This window comes from Pseudomonas sp. GL_117, assembly GCF_057835125.1.
Genome location: NZ_CM174418.1, coordinates 2464223 through 2478428 on the forward strand (window position 1 = coordinate 2464223; position 14206 = coordinate 2478428).

Annotated in this window: 13 protein-coding genes; 8 read left to right on the forward strand and 5 right to left on the reverse strand. The window is 61.4% G+C overall.

Translation table 11 applies throughout. From position 1 onward, the window contains the following. Positions 1–20: 20 nt before the first annotated feature. The 3 genes from AC3ISR_RS11200 to AC3ISR_RS11210 all read right to left on the reverse strand — a co-directional run bounded on the left by AC3ISR_RS11200 (position 21) and on the right by AC3ISR_RS11210 (position 3099). Positions 21–1043, reverse strand: coding sequence for a purine-nucleoside phosphorylase (locus AC3ISR_RS11200; RefSeq protein WP_463984817.1), 1023 nt, complete (start codon positions 1041–1043; stop codon positions 21–23). Between the two features lie 14 nt (positions 1044–1057). Next, positions 1058–2005: a nucleoside-specific channel-forming protein Tsx gene (locus AC3ISR_RS11205; protein ID WP_192301086.1), complete on the reverse strand. Its 948-nt coding sequence runs from the start codon at positions 2003–2005 to the stop codon at positions 1058–1060. A 155-nt stretch (positions 2006–2160) separates the two neighbouring features. Further along, positions 2161–3099, reverse strand: coding sequence for an AraC family transcriptional regulator (locus tag AC3ISR_RS11210; protein WP_463984816.1), 939 nt, complete (start codon positions 3097–3099; stop codon positions 2161–2163). 262 nt (positions 3100–3361) lie between these two features. On the opposite strand from AC3ISR_RS11210, the gene AC3ISR_RS11215 reads away from it, so the two are divergent. Together AC3ISR_RS11215 and AC3ISR_RS11220 are read left to right on the forward strand one after the other, a co-directional pair. Beyond that, complete coding sequence (locus tag AC3ISR_RS11215; protein ID WP_463984818.1) at positions 3362–4621, forward strand: ABC transporter substrate-binding protein; 1260 nt, start codon at positions 3362–3364, stop codon at positions 4619–4621. A gap of 17 nt (positions 4622–4638) precedes the next feature. Continuing rightward, entirely contained in the window at positions 4639–5412 is a 774-nt protein-coding gene (locus tag AC3ISR_RS11220; protein WP_463984815.1) for an L-iditol 2-dehydrogenase, read from the forward strand. Between the two features lie 148 nt (positions 5413–5560). Here AC3ISR_RS11220 and AC3ISR_RS11225 read toward each other — a convergent pair whose 3' ends face one another. Continuing rightward, a complete protein-coding gene (locus AC3ISR_RS11225; RefSeq protein ID WP_192301082.1) occupies positions 5561–6253 on the reverse strand; it encodes an NUDIX hydrolase in 693 nt (230 codons plus the stop codon). Positions 6254–6398: 145 nt separating this feature from the next. Between AC3ISR_RS11225 and AC3ISR_RS11230 the strand changes: the two genes are divergently transcribed. The 5 genes from AC3ISR_RS11230 to AC3ISR_RS11250 all read left to right on the forward strand — a co-directional run bounded on the left by AC3ISR_RS11230 (position 6399) and on the right by AC3ISR_RS11250 (position 12282). Further along, entirely contained in the window at positions 6399–7046 is a 648-nt protein-coding gene (locus tag AC3ISR_RS11230) for a nicotinamidase (RefSeq protein ID WP_463984814.1), read from the forward strand. A gap of 11 nt (positions 7047–7057) precedes the next feature. Continuing rightward, a complete protein-coding gene (pncB, locus tag AC3ISR_RS11235) occupies positions 7058–8305 on the forward strand; it encodes a nicotinate phosphoribosyltransferase (RefSeq protein WP_192301080.1) in 1248 nt (415 codons plus the stop codon). A 66-nt stretch (positions 8306–8371) separates the two neighbouring features. Beyond that, positions 8372–9187 carry an NAD(+) synthase gene (nadE, locus tag AC3ISR_RS11240; protein ID WP_463984813.1) on the forward strand — a complete coding sequence of 272 codons (816 nt, stop codon included), beginning with the start codon at positions 8372–8374 and terminating at the stop codon, positions 9185–9187. A gap of 213 nt (positions 9188–9400) precedes the next feature. Then, positions 9401–10501 (forward strand): hypothetical protein, encoded by a 1101-nt coding sequence (locus tag AC3ISR_RS11245; RefSeq protein WP_463984812.1) that lies wholly within the window; start codon positions 9401–9403, stop codon positions 10499–10501. A gap of 425 nt (positions 10502–10926) precedes the next feature. Next, positions 10927–12282 (forward strand): MATE family efflux transporter, encoded by a 1356-nt coding sequence (locus tag AC3ISR_RS11250; RefSeq protein ID WP_463984811.1) that lies wholly within the window; start codon positions 10927–10929, stop codon positions 12280–12282. On the opposite strand, the gene AC3ISR_RS11255 is transcribed toward AC3ISR_RS11250, so the two are convergent. Then, entirely contained in the window at positions 12266–12853 is a 588-nt protein-coding gene (locus AC3ISR_RS11255) for a TetR/AcrR family transcriptional regulator (protein ID WP_192301076.1), read from the reverse strand. The two genes, AC3ISR_RS11250 and AC3ISR_RS11255, sit on opposite strands and share 17 nt — an antisense overlap. 142 nt (positions 12854–12995) lie before the next feature. Between AC3ISR_RS11255 and AC3ISR_RS11260 the strand changes: the two genes are divergently transcribed. After that, a complete protein-coding gene (locus AC3ISR_RS11260) occupies positions 12996–14168 on the forward strand; it encodes an MFS transporter (RefSeq protein WP_192301075.1) in 1173 nt (390 codons plus the stop codon). The last annotated feature ends 38 nt before the right edge of the window (positions 14169–14206 follow it).

A 14206-nucleotide genomic window follows, 5' to 3' on the forward strand; every position in this document is an offset into this window, starting at 1 on the left:
CTCCCACAGCTTGATCCCTATCAGGCCTCGGGAACGCCGTTTTCCCACGCCGACCAGTTCTTGAGGATCGCCTGTACCAGCGGGTTACCCGTGCGATACAGGTTCTCCAGCGCCGGCACGAACCCACCCTGGTCGGCGTACTTCAGCAGGTTGTCCACTTCGCTGTAGCCCGGATAAGGCCGGTCGAAGTCCGACCCCGCTCGTACCACCGCCAAACGTTGAATATCCACTAACCCTTCGCGGCTGGCGCGCAGCAGTGCTTCATAGGTGGAGTTGTCCTCCTGCTGGGTGGTGCAGTACTCGCCTTTGTTGTCGGTGAGCAGCTTGGTCCAGACTTCGGCGCGTTCACTCAGGCGTGTGCCGGAGAACCAGGTATTGCCCGCCAGGGTGTCGCAGCGCGTGACCTGCGGCGGTTGATTGGCCGGGGCGGCCGGATAGTGTTTGCGCCAGGCAGCGGATTCCTTGCTTTCGCTCAACTTGACCTGGTGCGACAGGGCGAACGCCTTGGCCTGCAACTTGGGGTTGAGCTCAAACACTTCGGTCTTGTAGTCCAGCGGCGGCTTTTCGTTCGGGCCTTTGGTGTTGATGCCGATGTAACCGGTCGGCCAATCCTTTGGCGCGTCCCGCGAGTCCAGTTCCCACTGCGTGCCGAACTCCACCAGATAGTGAGCCCAGGCCGCAGTGCCGATGGTGCCAAGCTTGGGGCTGATGCCGGCGATCCCGGCGATCAGGAAGTAGCTCTGGCGCAAGTCGAACTTGGGCGACAAGGCCAGCGCCAGGGTCGACGCGGCGGCATTGGTCTGGCCCATGCCGGTCACCAGCAGGCAGACGTCCTGGGTGTTGCAGCGGATTACCGGGTATTCGGCGGAAAGGCCCGGTACGCGGACTTCCTGCTTGAGTTCCAGGCGATCGATCCAGGTCTGCGCCTCGGGGGCGAACATGGTGATCAGCATCACCTTGGGCTTGATGGGCGCATCCGCCAACACTACAGGGGATAGCAGGGCCAGGCCGACGGCCAGCGAGAGACGGGTAAACAGTTTCATCCAAAGCTCCTTGATCAGAATTGATAACCGACGCCGGCGTAGTAACCCCAGCCGTCCGAACGGGCGCGGAAGTTGCCTTCGCCAAAATTCAACTCGCTGCCGTCCTCCCAGTTGCCGCCGTTGTGAAAGTAGCGACCGACCAGGGTGAAGCGCAGGTGGGTGAACGAGTACAGCAGCACGTTGGTTGCCACCAGGGAATTGGCGGTGCGCGCCGGGTTGTCCTTGTGCAGGTCCGAGCCGAAATCGTAGTTGGTAAAGCCGATGTAGGTCAGCGAGGCACCGTTGTCGAAGCTGCTGATGGGCACGATGTATTTCATTTGCGCACGGTAGCCGTCCCACGCGTATTCATTGCTGGCACCATAGTTTTCCCACTGATAACGCCCGTAGAAATTCGCCGACAGGTTGACCCGCGAGTGGGTCTCGATGTCGGTGCCCAGGCCGCTGTACAGCGTGTTGGCGCGGTTGGCCTGGTTGCTGCCGTGGTCGTAGATCCAGTCGAACGCCACATACCATTCCTTGAACGGCCCGATGGCCAGGCTGCGGCCCGCCAGGTAGTCGATGGAGATGCGCGGCTCGTGCTCCATGAACACTGGCGAGCCATGGTCCCACGCGCCTTTGTCATTGCTGTTACCGATGCCGAGGATCTTCGGCACGTCGATGTAGCCATACAGCTCGAACGGCCCCTTGCGGCCGAAGTACTCGTATTCCAGGTAGATATCGTCGGACGGCTTGGGGCCGAAGCTGATGTCTTTGCTGCCGATAAGTGTCAGGTCCTGATTGAACCAGTCTGACAGGTAAGCGCCTTTTTTCGTCGGGCTGGCTTGCGGGCTCAGGGTTTCGCCCTGTGCTGAGTCATCGATGGAGTTTTCCTGCGCCAAAATGGGTGCGCTGAGTACTCCCGTAACGACAGCCAGTAGCAGAGAAACACCAAGGGCGCAGGGGTGCCTTGAAGTGGAATGCATTGAAAATCCCTATTCGTACGCGGTTTGAACCCAATTCTTCGGGTGGTGGTGAACTTGGCTGGCAAGTTCGTCCCGCAAACGTTTGCACAGGCTGTACCAACTTTGTCTATTGGCTTGAGTAAGCAGGGAAAAAGCGTGATTAATCGACCTTTTGGTCAGAATTGACTGGGTGTCATTGTGTCGAGGCGATTGAACAGGTGCATCGCGGTTTCCCGGCGGTATTCGCTCGGCGTCTGCTGCATCTCGATGCGAAAGTGCCGGTTGAAATTGGACAGGTTGGCGTAGCCCACTTCAAAGCAGATTGCCGCCACCGACATCTCGCTTTGCAGCAACAACCGGCAGGCGCGTTGTACGCGGAACTTGCGCATCAGGTCGATGAAACCGTGGCCGGTGTTGCGCTTGAAGAAGCGCGAGAAGCCCGGCTCGCTCATCTCCAGTTGCGCGGCGATCTCCGACAGGCGCACGTCACCTGTGAGTTCGCGCATCAGGTAATCGAAGGCCTTGTTGATGCGCTCGGCGCTGCGTGCATCCAGGGTCGGCGCGTAGCACGGGCTGGCCAGTGCCTGGACGTGCTGCGCCGGGGCGTGCTTGAGGGTGTCGAGCAGTTGCAGGAACAGGATCAGCCGCTGCAGGCCCTGGGCGCGGCCGATGTCTTCCATCAAGGCTGCCGCACGCAGCGCGGTGTCGCCGTGAAATTGCAGGCCGCGTCGGGCGTGCTCGAACAGCGGCTGCAAGTCGCCGAGTTCCGGAAGGGTCTTGCGCAGGGCGAGGAGGGCGGCGCCGTCGAACTGCAGCACCACATCGCGACCGTGCAGGTGTTCGCCGGGGGCCAGTTCGCCAATCCAGTCGTGGGGCAGGTCGGGGCCGATCAGGGCGACATGGCCGGCGCTGAATGCACCGATATAGTCGCCCGCAACCAACTTGCCGCTGCCCTGGCGGATCAGGTGGATTTCAAATTCGGGGTGATGGTTCCAGCGCGCCAGGTCATAGGGGTAGTCGTGTTCGAACCAGCGAAAGCAGTGGTCCGGTTCGGGCAGGATCACTTCACGTTCGGCAGGGCGTTGCTCGAACAGCTGGGCGCGGCTGGCAGGCATGGCGGGGCTTCTTATGATTCTTGGAATCGCTCCAAAATACGCGCCTCGGCCGTGGCCGCGCTACCCCCGTTTTCGCCCGGAACTGATACTTTTTTAACCCGCGAGTGACGGTTAAAAAAGTACCACTCGCGCGTCCGCCATGGGTTTGTGGGGGCTTGGCCAAGCTGCTGTAATCGGCCCTCAACAACAAAAACAACAGGTGGAAACCGCCATGCTCAAGCTTACGCAAGCATTGTTCCTGCTGTCCGGCCTGGCCTCGGCCATGGCCAGTCACGCCGCCGATACCGTGACCATCGCCACGGTCAACAACAGCGACATGATCCGCATGCAGCGTCTGTCCAAGGTGTTCGAAGCGCAGCACCCGGACATCAAGCTCAATTGGGTGGTGCTCGAAGAAAACGTGCTGCGCCAGCGCCTTACCACCGATATTGCGACCCAGGGCGGGCAGTTCGATGTGCTGACCATCGGCACCTACGAAACCCCGCTGTGGGGCGCCAAACACTGGCTGGAACCGCTGACCGGGCTGCCGGCCGGCTATGACGCCGACGACATCTTCCCGTCGGTGCGCCAGGGTCTGTCGGTCAACAACACCCTCTACGCGTTGCCGTTCTATGGCGAAAGCACCGTCACCTACTACCGTACCGACCTGTTCGAGCAGGCTGGCCTGAGCATGCCTGCGCACCCGACCTGGACCCAGCTCGGCGAATTTGCCGCCAAGCTCACTGCCAAGGACAAGGGCCAGTACGGCCTGTGCCTGCGCGGCAAGGCCGGTTGGGGCGAGAACATCGCGCTGCTGAGCACCATGGCCAATGCCTTCGGCGCGCGCTGGTTCGATGAGCAGTGGCAGCCCGAACTGACCAGCCCCGAGTGGACCGCGGCGGCCAATTTCTACGTCAACAACCTCAAGCAATACGGCCCGCCGGGGGTGTCCAGCAACGGTTTCAACGAAACCCTGGCGCTGTTCAACAGCGGCAAATGCGCGATCTGGGTCGACGCCAGCGTCGCCGGCTCCTTCACCACCGACAAGAGCCAAAGCAAGGTCGCCGACCGCACGGGCTTCGCCGCCGCGCCGACCGAAGTCACCGACAAGGGCTCCTCGTGGCTGTACGCCTGGTCCCTGGCGATCCCGGCCACTTCCAAGCACAAGGACGCGGCGAAAGCGTTTATCACCTGGGCCACCTCCAAGGACTACATCCAATTGGTCGCCGATAAAGAAGGCATCACCAACGTCCCGCCAGGCACCCGCCAGTCCACCTACAACGACGCCTACTTGAAGGCCGCGCCGTTCGCCCAGGTGACCCTGGAAATGATGAAGCATGCCGACCCCGCGCACCCGTCGGCCAAACCGGTGCCGTACGTGGGCATCCAATACGTGACCATCCCCGAGTTCCAGGCCATCGGCACCTCGGTCGGCAAGCTGTTCTCGGCGGCGCTGACCGGCGGCATGTCGGTGGACCAGGCGCTGCTTCAGGCCCAGTCCACCACCGAACGCGAGATGAAACGTGCGGGTTATCCGAAATGACTTTGACAGGAGCAGCCATGAAACGACTGGAAGGTAAAAGCGCGCTGATCACCGGCTCGGCGCGCGGCATCGGCCGCGCCTTTGCCCAGGCCTATATCGCGGAGGGTGCCCGCGTGGCCATCGCTGATATAAACCTGCAACAGGCGCAAGCGACCGCCGCCGAGCTGGGTCCACACGCCTATGCCGTTGAAATGGATGTCACCAACCAGACCTCCATCGACGACGCGATTGCCGCCGTGGTGGCCGAGGCCGGCAAGCTGGATATTCTGATCAACAACGCCGCGTTGTTCGACCTGGCACCCATTGTCGACATCAGCCGCGCTAGCTACGAGCGGCTGTTCTCGATCAATGTCGCCGGCACGCTGTTCACCTTGCAGGCGGCAGCGCGGCAGATGGTCCGCCAGGGCCACGGTGGCAAGATCATCAACATGGCCAGCCAGGCCGGACGCCGTGGCGAGCCGTTGGTGGCGGTGTACTGCGCGACCAAGGCCGCGGTGATCAGCCTCACGCAGTCGGCGGGGTTGAACCTGATCAAGCAGGGCATCAACGTCAATGCCATCGCGCCGGGGGTCGTGGACGGCGAGCATTGGGATGGGGTGGATGCGCTGTTCGCCCGGCATGAAGGTCTGGCGCCGGGGGAGAAGAAGCGGCGGGTGGGGGCGCAGGTGCCGTTTGGGCGGATGGGCACGGCGCAGGATTTGACCGGGATGGCGGTGTTCCTGGCATCAAAGGACGCTGACTATGTGGTGGCCCAGACCTACAACGTCGACGGCGGCAACTGGATGAATTAGCGTCGTACCGAGGTGTGGGGAAGGGCTTGTGTAGGGGGGGCGCTTGCTCGCGAAGGCAGAGTGTCAGGCGCTGGGGATCTTGACTGAGTCACCGCCTTCGTGGGCAAGCCCGCTCCCACAGTTGCGCTGTGTTGTTCGGCAGAACGCGTCAGTCCGCAAAGCTACGGTCGAAAAAGTAGATCTCTCCTGGCTTCAACACTTCCATCGTCGCCTGCGGTCTTCCTCCTTCACCCTGCTTCTTGCGCCCCGTTTCCCGCAAATACCCTGCCTCCGTCAGCTTCATCAGGCGCTGGCGAATACTGGTCTTCAACACCGGCCGCGCCAGCACCACGGAAAAGATCGTGGTCGCCTCCGGTGCGCTGAACTCGTCGCCCAGGAACATCAACGGCAAGCTGCTGTACAACGACTTCGACAACAGCCGTTCCTGCACTGCCGCGACGATCAGGTTGTGGTCGAACGGCAGCTTGAAGCCGCCCGCGGCTACGGCATCCAGCGCAAACCACGCCTGATGCGCGCCCAATTCCACCGCCTGCGCAACGATCGCCAGGTAGTAGGTGGACGACGACCAGCAACGCGGGTCGCGGAACGCATCCCCCACGGTGCCCACCTGTTCGCTCCAGGCCAGCTCAAAACCCACCTTGTCACTGGCGCGCAACCGCTCCAGCGCATCCTTGAGGCTCAGGTCCTGCACGCCGCCATTCACCACCACACCCGGTAGTGCCCAATGCCCGGCGAACGGTTCGGCTTCGCGCTGGTTGAGCAACAGCTTCAACTCGCCGCTAGCGCGGCAGTAGTACAACACGCACAGGTCGATGGTATGCAGGTAGGCGCTGAGTGACATGGAACATCCTTATGAACAGTGGCGGGCACAGTCTAACGGATCGAACAGATATGTCATGTACTGAGTCCAGCATAGATAAACAAATGTTTCTTGCAATGAAAGTACATGACGTGTACTTTTGTTTTCAGGCCACAGGAGAACCGCCATGACCCTCGCAAAAACCGCCATTGCTTCATTCGACGTCGATGCCCAGAAGAGCTTCACGCCACTGTGCCCCAACGAATTGCCAGTGGCCGGCGGCGACCAGATCGGCGCCGAGCTCAACTTCATGGCCAGCCTCGCCGGCCATCGTGTCGGCAGCAAGGATGCGCATACCCCGCACGCCCCGTGGGTGGTGGCGCAACACAGCGAGATGCTGCAACCCACCGGCCTGGCCCATGCCGATGTGACCTGGGTCAGCCACTGCGTACCCGGCACCGAAGGCTTCACCTTGCTCGACGAGTTGCCCACCCCGTATGACTACGACTACTTCATCTGGAAAGGCGTCGAACCCGACCTGCACCCCTACGGCGCCTGCTTTCATGACCTGCACGACAAACTGTCCACCGGCGTCATCGAGTACCTCAAAGCCCAAGGCGTGAGCCGCGTGCTCGTCGGCGGCCTGGCCCTGGACTACTGCGTCAAGACCACCGCGTTGCAACTGCTCAAGGCCGGCCTGGAAGTGGTCTTGCACCTGCCCGCCTGCCGAGGCATCAGCGAAGAGGGCGGTGTGCAGGCGGTCAACGATCTGCTCAAGGCCGGTGCCGTGATCAGCAGCACCCGCGAAGAACTGGCCGCGATGGCCACGCGTTAAGGAGAACCAGCATGGAAAGTGCCTACGACTATGAATCCCCGGTGATCCAGGGGTTGCTCGATACCGACTACTACACCTTCACCATGATGCAGGCCGTGTTGCACCAGCACCCCAACGTCGATGTGGAATACAACTTCATCGTGCGTTCCAAGGAAAAGCTCGGCCACTTGATCCCGCAACTGCGCGACGAACTGGAAAAACTCGCTGGCCTGCACATGCGTGAAGGCGAGTTGCGGTTTCTGTTCAACCCGCGTTTTCGCGAATACCTCACCCCGGATTACGAGCGTTTCCTCGGCCTGTTCCGTTTCAACCTGCGCTATATCCATGTCAGTGAAGTCGATGGCCAACTGAACATCCGCGTGGTCGGCCCGATGCTGCACTGCATCATGTTCGAACAGCCGGTGCTGGCGCTGGTCAGCGAGTTGCGCAACCGCGACAAGTACCCCGACGTGAGCCTCGAAGACGTCACCCGCAAGCTCTACCAGAAGTTTGACTGGCTGGAGAAAAACCTCAGCCGCGACGAACTGGCCGACCTGCGCGTGTCTGATTTCTCCACCCGTCGGCGCCTGTCGTTCAAGGCCCAGCGCGAAGTGGTCGACATCATGCGTCGCGACTTCCCCGGCCAGTTCGTTGGCACCAGCAACGCGCACCTGGCCTATGAGTTCGACCTGCCGCTGATTGGCACCATGGCCCACCAATGGCTGATGGTGCACCAGCAACTGGGGCGCCTGCGTGAGAGCCAGAATGCGGCGTTGGAGAACTGGGTGCGTGAGTACCGTGGCCGCCTCGGCATTGCCTTGACCGACTGCATCAGCACCGATTTCTTCCTCAAGGATTTCGACCTGTACTTCGCCAAGCTCTACGACGGCCTGCGCCAGGACTCCGGCGACCCGATCGCCTGGGCCGACAAAGTGTTGGCCCGCTACAAACAACTGGGCATCGACCCGATGACCAAGGACCTGATGTTCTCCGACGGTCTGAATTTCGAAAAATGCCTGCCGATCCTGCGCCACGTGCGTGGCAAGGCCAGGTTCGGTTTCGGCATGGGCACCAGCCTGGCGTGTGATGTAGAAGGCGTCGAACCACTGAGCATCGTGATGAAACTGGTGCGGGTGCACGGCGAGCCGGTGGTGAAGTTCTCCGATGACCCGATCAAGAATGTCTGCGAAGACGCCTCGTTTTTGCAGTACGCGGCACAGGTGTTTTCGGTGGCAGGCGACTTGCCCTTCAAAGCGGTGGCGCAGCATCAAAGGGGCTGACTGAAACGCCGTCTTCGCGAGCAAGCCCGCTCCCACGGGTCGACTTAGGCAACAACGAGGTGTGACATGCAAACACAAGACCGTATCGCGCAGGAACTGAACATCAATCGGCGCTTGGTGGCGGGCGGCGAGCCCGGGGAAATCCAACGGCGCATCGACTTCATCAAGACCACCTTGCGCCAGTCCGGCTGCCAAGCACTGGTGCTGGGCATCAGCGGTGGTGTTGACTCCCTGACTGCCGGCCGCCTGTGCCAACTGGCGGTGGAGCAATTACGCGCCGAGCACTACGACGCACGCTTTATTGCCATGCGCCTGCCTTACAAAAGCCAGGCGGATGAAGCCGATGCCCAGGCCTCACTGGCGTTTATCACTGCGGACCAGGTCGATACCCTGAACATCGCCGCCAGCGTCGATGGCCTGATGGCCAGCCTGGGTGCCACTGAAGCCAGCGCCGCCCATCTCGACTTCATCAAGGGCAACGTCAAGGCGCGCGCACGGATGATTGCGCAGTACGCCGTGGCCAACCTGCACAACGGCCTGGTGGTCGGCACCGACCACGGTGCCGAAGCGTTGATGGGGTTCTTCACCAAATTCGGCGATGGCGCGTGCGACCTGGCTCCACTGTCGGGCTTGACCAAAACCCAGGTGCGCCTGCTGGCCACGGCGCTTGGCGCACCGGCCAAACTGGTGCACAAACAGCCCACGGCCGACCTTGAAGAACTGACGCCTGGCAAGTTGGATGAGCACGCTTACGGCTGTTCCTACGCAGAAATCGATGCGTACCTGATGGGCGAGCCGGTGAGCGAGCGGGTGAGGGGGATACTGCAGGGTGCTTACATGAAGACGGCTCACAAGCGCGCACTGCCGATTACCCCGATCTGACGCTTGAGTTTGCAGTCTTCATGGCGATAGGTCGTTATTTGTCGGCGAAAGCAACGTGCGGGGAGCGAGGAAAGTTAACCGAGGGGTATCGGCAAGCTCATGGGTGCTTGCAGGAACCATTCGACAGCCAGTTGCCACAGAGAGGAGGTCGATCCTGTGCGCGCCAATGAGTGGGGGTCGGCAGTTATCGATTCCACTATTTGAGGTTGTGCCATGTACCAGTTAAGTCTTCAACAGGAATCGCTTTTCAATGGCGGTTTTGTCCAGCGTAGTGAGCCACCCGCAATTGCGCTTACCAGCATCTATATGAACGTGCCCAACTCATCAGTGGCCCGTGAGTTCGCCCACAACTTCGATCACTTCCGCAGGTTCGGCAGCGACGTTGTCACGCGTCCAAACCTTGAGTGGGCGGCCGGCCGCGAGCCGATGGGTGATAACTACGTCAACCGGATGACCTCCCTCGCCCGAGAGCTCCTCAGCCGTCCTGAAGTGAGCCAACTGCTGAATAATCAAGTCAGCCGGGGCGAAGCGGACGCTATGATCATGCATTTTGATCAACGGGAAGCTCCACTGCTGCGTGAAGTACCCAAGCGCTACAGCAGTGGCTTGCAGCAGCGGCCCGACGGTCAATTCAACTTTCGCTTGGCCCTTCAACCCTCCCCGCGACAGCCGGCTTTGGACGGCCAGTACGCCAATCGCAGCCAGTGGAACGGCCCGGCCCAAGCTTCCGGGAATCGTCCGTATGCCAATGACTCGAAGGAGGATTTCAGCAACAAGATACTGGCGCGTTTCAGTGCCTTTGAAGATCCGAATTCTCCGGGCATGATCACCGACAAGTCCCTCAGTGCCGTTGCCAGCGGTTATCGCCTGGATGGCCAGCCCGCCACGCAGAAGGAGGTAGATCTGGCCAATGAACTGCTGGAGCGGGGTGGCTTGTTCAAGGAGCTTGATCAAAGCAGCATGGGCGTAATGGACGGCGCTTTCTCCAGGGGCAATTTGCAGTTCTCGTCGGACAAGTATCGCAATATGAGTGATCACGATCTGCTGCAAGGCGTTAAAGACAACTTCAGGCAATTCACCGCTGGCGCCAACGATAAGTACGTCAACGTCAATGAGTTGAAGGAAGCGTCAGGGCAAGTTGCCTCTAACCGTACGTTCAGCTCGCAAGCGCAGCAATTGGCGGCCGAGCTGCTAAGGCGTCCGGGCCTGCTGCGAGACCTGGACATCGGTATCAAAGTGGAGAGTGGCAAGCCGGGCGCAGAAGACCAACGCTTCGATATCGACAACCTCAACCACATGCTCAGTAAAAGCTGATCGTCAGCGGGTTGAGGCACAGCGATGAGTCGGTGGCCCGGCTCATCGCTGCTGTTATCGGGAACCCGGACTGATCATCGTTTCAGGGCGTAGTAGCGGGCTTGCTCGCGAAAGCGGTCTGTCAGCTGGTGCAACCGCTGACTGATACACCGCTTTCGCGAGCAAGCCCGCTCCCACAGGTGATTGGTGTTGATGGATAGTGAGTGTTCGGCTGGAGATTGCCCAGGCACTGCCAATCTCCCGTGGCTGTCGAGCTTTAGCGAGGCTGCGCAGGCGGCGGCACTGTTGGTAGAGGTGGAGCATTTCATCCTGACCATGGCAGATGAAGGGCGGCAAGCTGCGGCGTTCTGCATTCCTCGTTACTGGATTGGATCCATTTGCGGTATAAGCTCGCATCGCGCATGTGTCACGAGGCTCCGTTTTTCATGCAAAACCCTATGCAACGCCCGCTATGGCAGATCTACCTGATCTTCCTGGCGCCGATGGTGCTGTCCAACTTCCTGCAAAGTTTTTCCGGCACGCTCAACGGCATCTACGTCGGGCAGATGCTCGGCACCCAGGCGCTGGCGGCGGTGTCGGGGATGTTTCCCATCGTGTTTTTCTTTATTGCTCTGGTCATCGGCCTGGGGGCGGGCGCCTCGGTGCTGATCGGCCAGGCCTGGGGCGCCCAGGAAACGGCGCTGGTCAAGGTGATTACCGGCGCGACCCTGACCCTGGGCGCATGGGTGGGCGTGATCGCGGCGGTGCTCGGCTGCCTGTTCGCACGCCCGGCGTTGCAGGCGCTGGGCACGCCAGTTGACGTGCTGGATGACGCGGTGGGGTATGCGCAGATGATGATGTTGATCATGCCGCTGCTGCTGGTGTTCATCCTCTACACCCAGTTGCTGCGCGGTGTCAGCGATACGGTATCGCCACTGCTGGCGCTGGTGGTCTCGACCCTGGTCGGGCTGCTGCTGACCCCGGCGCTGATCCGTGGCTGGATCGGCCTGCCGCCCATGGGCATCCAGAGCGCGGTGTATGCCGGGCTGGTGGGTAATGCCTTGGCCATGCTGTTTCTGATCCTGCGCCTGCGTCATAAAAACCACGTCATGGCGCCGGATCGCGAACTGCTGTCAGCCCTGCGCCTTGACCGCGTGATTCTTGGTAAAGTCCTGCGCATCGGTTTGCCCACTGGCTTGCAGATGGTGGTGTTGTCGCTGTCGGAATTGGTCATCCTTGCCCTGGTCAACAGTCACGGCTCCCAGGCCACCGCGGCCTATGGCGCGGTGACGCAGATCGTCAACTACGTACAGTTTCCGGCGCTGTCGATTGCCATCACTGCATCGATCCTCGGCGCCCAGGCGATTGGCGCGGGGCGGCTGGAGCGTATCGGGCCGATCCTGCGCACCGGGCTGCTGATCAATACCTGCCTGACAGGTGGCTTGATCGTGCTGGGTTACCTGCTGTCGCACTGGTTGCTTGGCCTGTTCATCACCGAGGACGCGGCGCGGGTCAATGCCGAGCACCTGCTGCACATCATGTTGTGGAGCATCCTGGTGTTTGGCTTTCAGGCCGTGGTCGGCGGCATCATGCGTGCCAGCGGGGTGGTGCTGATGCCGGTGGCGATCTCGATTTTCTGCGTACTCTGCGTGGAGCTGCCGACGGCCTACCTGTTCAACGCGCACTTCGGCCTGGAAGGCGTGTGGATGGCATTTCCGGTGACCTACCTGGCGATGTTCGGGTTGCAGGTCGCCTATTACCGCCTGGTGTGGCGGCATAAGCAGATCACGCGGTTGGTGTGAGTTTAAGGCCGCCCAGCAGCAGTTCCAAACCGAGCAAGCCTTCTTGTAGCCGCGCGTCCGGGTGTTCATTCCGGGCGATCCACAGCGCGGTGCTGACCAGGCTGCCGTTGATCAACTGAGCCAATGCCTGGCTCGGGGCCGGGTGGATCACCCCGGCTTGCATCAAGCCTTCCAGCAGTTGGCGCAGCGATGCCACGCAGTGTTGCTGGGAGCCGGTGTCTCCCAGCACGGCAGGGGCATCCTGCAATACGATGCGTTGGATCTCGCTGTCCTGGGCCATGCCCAGATACGTCCGGCAGCGCTCGCAGAAGCCCACCCAGGGGTCCAGGGCCTGGTCGGTGATGTGCTGCAAACGCGCATCCATCTCGCTGTCGAGTTGCGCGACCACGGCAGCCAATAGACCTTTCTTGTCACCGAAGTGATGGTACAAGGCACCGCGGGTCAGACCGGCGCGGGCGGTAAAGTCGTCCATCGAGGTGTTGGCGTACCCTTGCGTGGCAAACGCCTGGCGCGCGCTGGCGATCAGCCGGGCGCGGGTGTCTTCGATCATTTCAGCACGGGCTCGGCTCATGGGGGGGCTCGTTATGGGCAAGTGAGTGATTGACATACGGTGCGTATGTTAAGCATGATTCGTCACATACGTATCGTATGTATTTTGCCTTGATCGCTTCAAATGGCAAACCCCAAGGCGCAGAAGAAGAGGTCAAGAAGAGATGGCAAACCCCTATGCCGCGTTATTCCAGGTTCCAGGCGCGCGGGCTTTTGTGCTGGCCGGCATGCTTGCGCGCATGCCGGTGTCGATGGCCGGCATCGGCCTGATTACCATGCTCGCCCAAGTGCATGGCGGCTATGGCCTGGCGGGCTCGGTGGCGGCGGTGTTTGCGTTGGCCACGGCATTTTGTGCACCGCAGGTTTCACGGTTGGTGGACCGTTATGGCCAGGGCCGGGTGTTGCCCATCGCAGCGTTGATCGGCGGCGGTGGCTTGTTGATGGTGCTGCTGTGTACCCGATTGCAGGCGCCGGGCTGGACGTTGTTCCTGTTCGCCGCCCTGGCCGGTTGCATGCCGAACATGTCCGCCATGGTGCGGGCGCGCTGGACCGAGTTGTACCGTGGGCAACCCAAACTGCAAACCGCGTTTGCCCTGGAGTCGGTGCTGGATGAGGTGTGCTTTATCATCGGCCCGCCGATTTCGGTGGGCTTGAGCGTAGTGCTGTTCCCGGAGGCCGGGCCGCTAGTCGCCGCCCTGTTGCTGGCGGTGGGCGTCACCACCTTTGTGTTGCAGCGTGAAACCGAACCGCCCGTGCATGTGCGCCACGACCACCACAGCGGCTGGTTAATCGCGTCGCCATCCGTGCTGATCCTGATGATCCTGCTGCTGGCCATGGGCGTGATCGTCGGCGTGGTGGACGTGGTCAGTGTGGCCTTCGCCCAGCACCAGGGCCAGCCGGCGGCGGCGAGCATTGTGTTGTCGGTGTATGCCATCGGCTCGTGTCTCGCCGGGTTGGTCTTTGGCACGCTCAAGCTCAAGGCGCCGCTGCCCCGGCAGTTCCTGTATTGCGGCGTGGCCACGGCGTTGACCACCTTGCCGCTGTTGCTGGTGACCAACATCCCGGGGCTGGCGGTGACGATCTTTATTTCCGGCCTGTTCTTCGCGCCAACCCTGATCGTGTCCATGGCCCTGGTGGAGCGCATCGTCTCACCCAGCCGCCTGACCGAAGGCATGACCTGGCTGATCACCGGCCTGAGCATCGGCGTGGCCATCGGTGCCGCCAGCTCCGGCTGGATGATCGACCACTTTGGCGCCACCAGCGGATTTTGGGTGGCGTTGGTGGCGGGGGCAGTGGTGGCGGGGTCAGCGGTGCTTGGGTATCGGCGATTGGGCTAATCAGCCAATCGTCGGGAGCGGCTGTGCGCAGTGATGTT

Bases quoted from the DNA above. Each gene is read 5' to 3' on its own strand.
- AC3ISR_RS11200 (WP_463984817.1), bottom strand. From the start codon at position 1,043: ATGAAACTGTTTACCCGTCTCTCGCTGGCCGTCGGCCTGGCCCTGCTA.
- AC3ISR_RS11205 (WP_192301086.1), bottom strand. From the start codon at position 2,005: ATGCATTCCACTTCAAGGCACCCCTGCGCCCTTGGTGTTTCTCTGCTA.
- AC3ISR_RS11210 (WP_463984816.1), bottom strand. From the start codon at position 3,099: ATGCCTGCCAGCCGCGCCCAGCTGTTCGAGCAACGCCCTGCCGAACGT.
- AC3ISR_RS11215 (WP_463984818.1), top strand. From the start codon at position 3,362: ATGGCCAGTCACGCCGCCGATACCGTGACCATCGCCACGGTCAACAAC.
- AC3ISR_RS11220 (WP_463984815.1), top strand. From the start codon at position 4,639: ATGAAACGACTGGAAGGTAAAAGCGCGCTGATCACCGGCTCGGCGCGC.
- AC3ISR_RS11225 (WP_192301082.1), bottom strand. From the start codon at position 6,253: ATGTCACTCAGCGCCTACCTGCATACCATCGACCTGTGCGTGTTGTAC.
- AC3ISR_RS11230 (WP_463984814.1), top strand. From the start codon at position 6,399: ATGACCCTCGCAAAAACCGCCATTGCTTCATTCGACGTCGATGCCCAG.
- pncB (WP_192301080.1), top strand. From the start codon at position 7,058: ATGGAAAGTGCCTACGACTATGAATCCCCGGTGATCCAGGGGTTGCTC.
- nadE (WP_463984813.1), top strand. From the start codon at position 8,372: ATGCAAACACAAGACCGTATCGCGCAGGAACTGAACATCAATCGGCGC.
- AC3ISR_RS11245 (WP_463984812.1), top strand. From the start codon at position 9,401: ATGTACCAGTTAAGTCTTCAACAGGAATCGCTTTTCAATGGCGGTTTT.
- AC3ISR_RS11250 (WP_463984811.1), top strand. From the start codon at position 10,927: ATGCAAAACCCTATGCAACGCCCGCTATGGCAGATCTACCTGATCTTC.
- AC3ISR_RS11255 (WP_192301076.1), bottom strand. From the start codon at position 12,853: ATGAGCCGAGCCCGTGCTGAAATGATCGAAGACACCCGCGCCCGGCTG.
- AC3ISR_RS11260 (WP_192301075.1), top strand. From the start codon at position 12,996: ATGGCAAACCCCTATGCCGCGTTATTCCAGGTTCCAGGCGCGCGGGCT.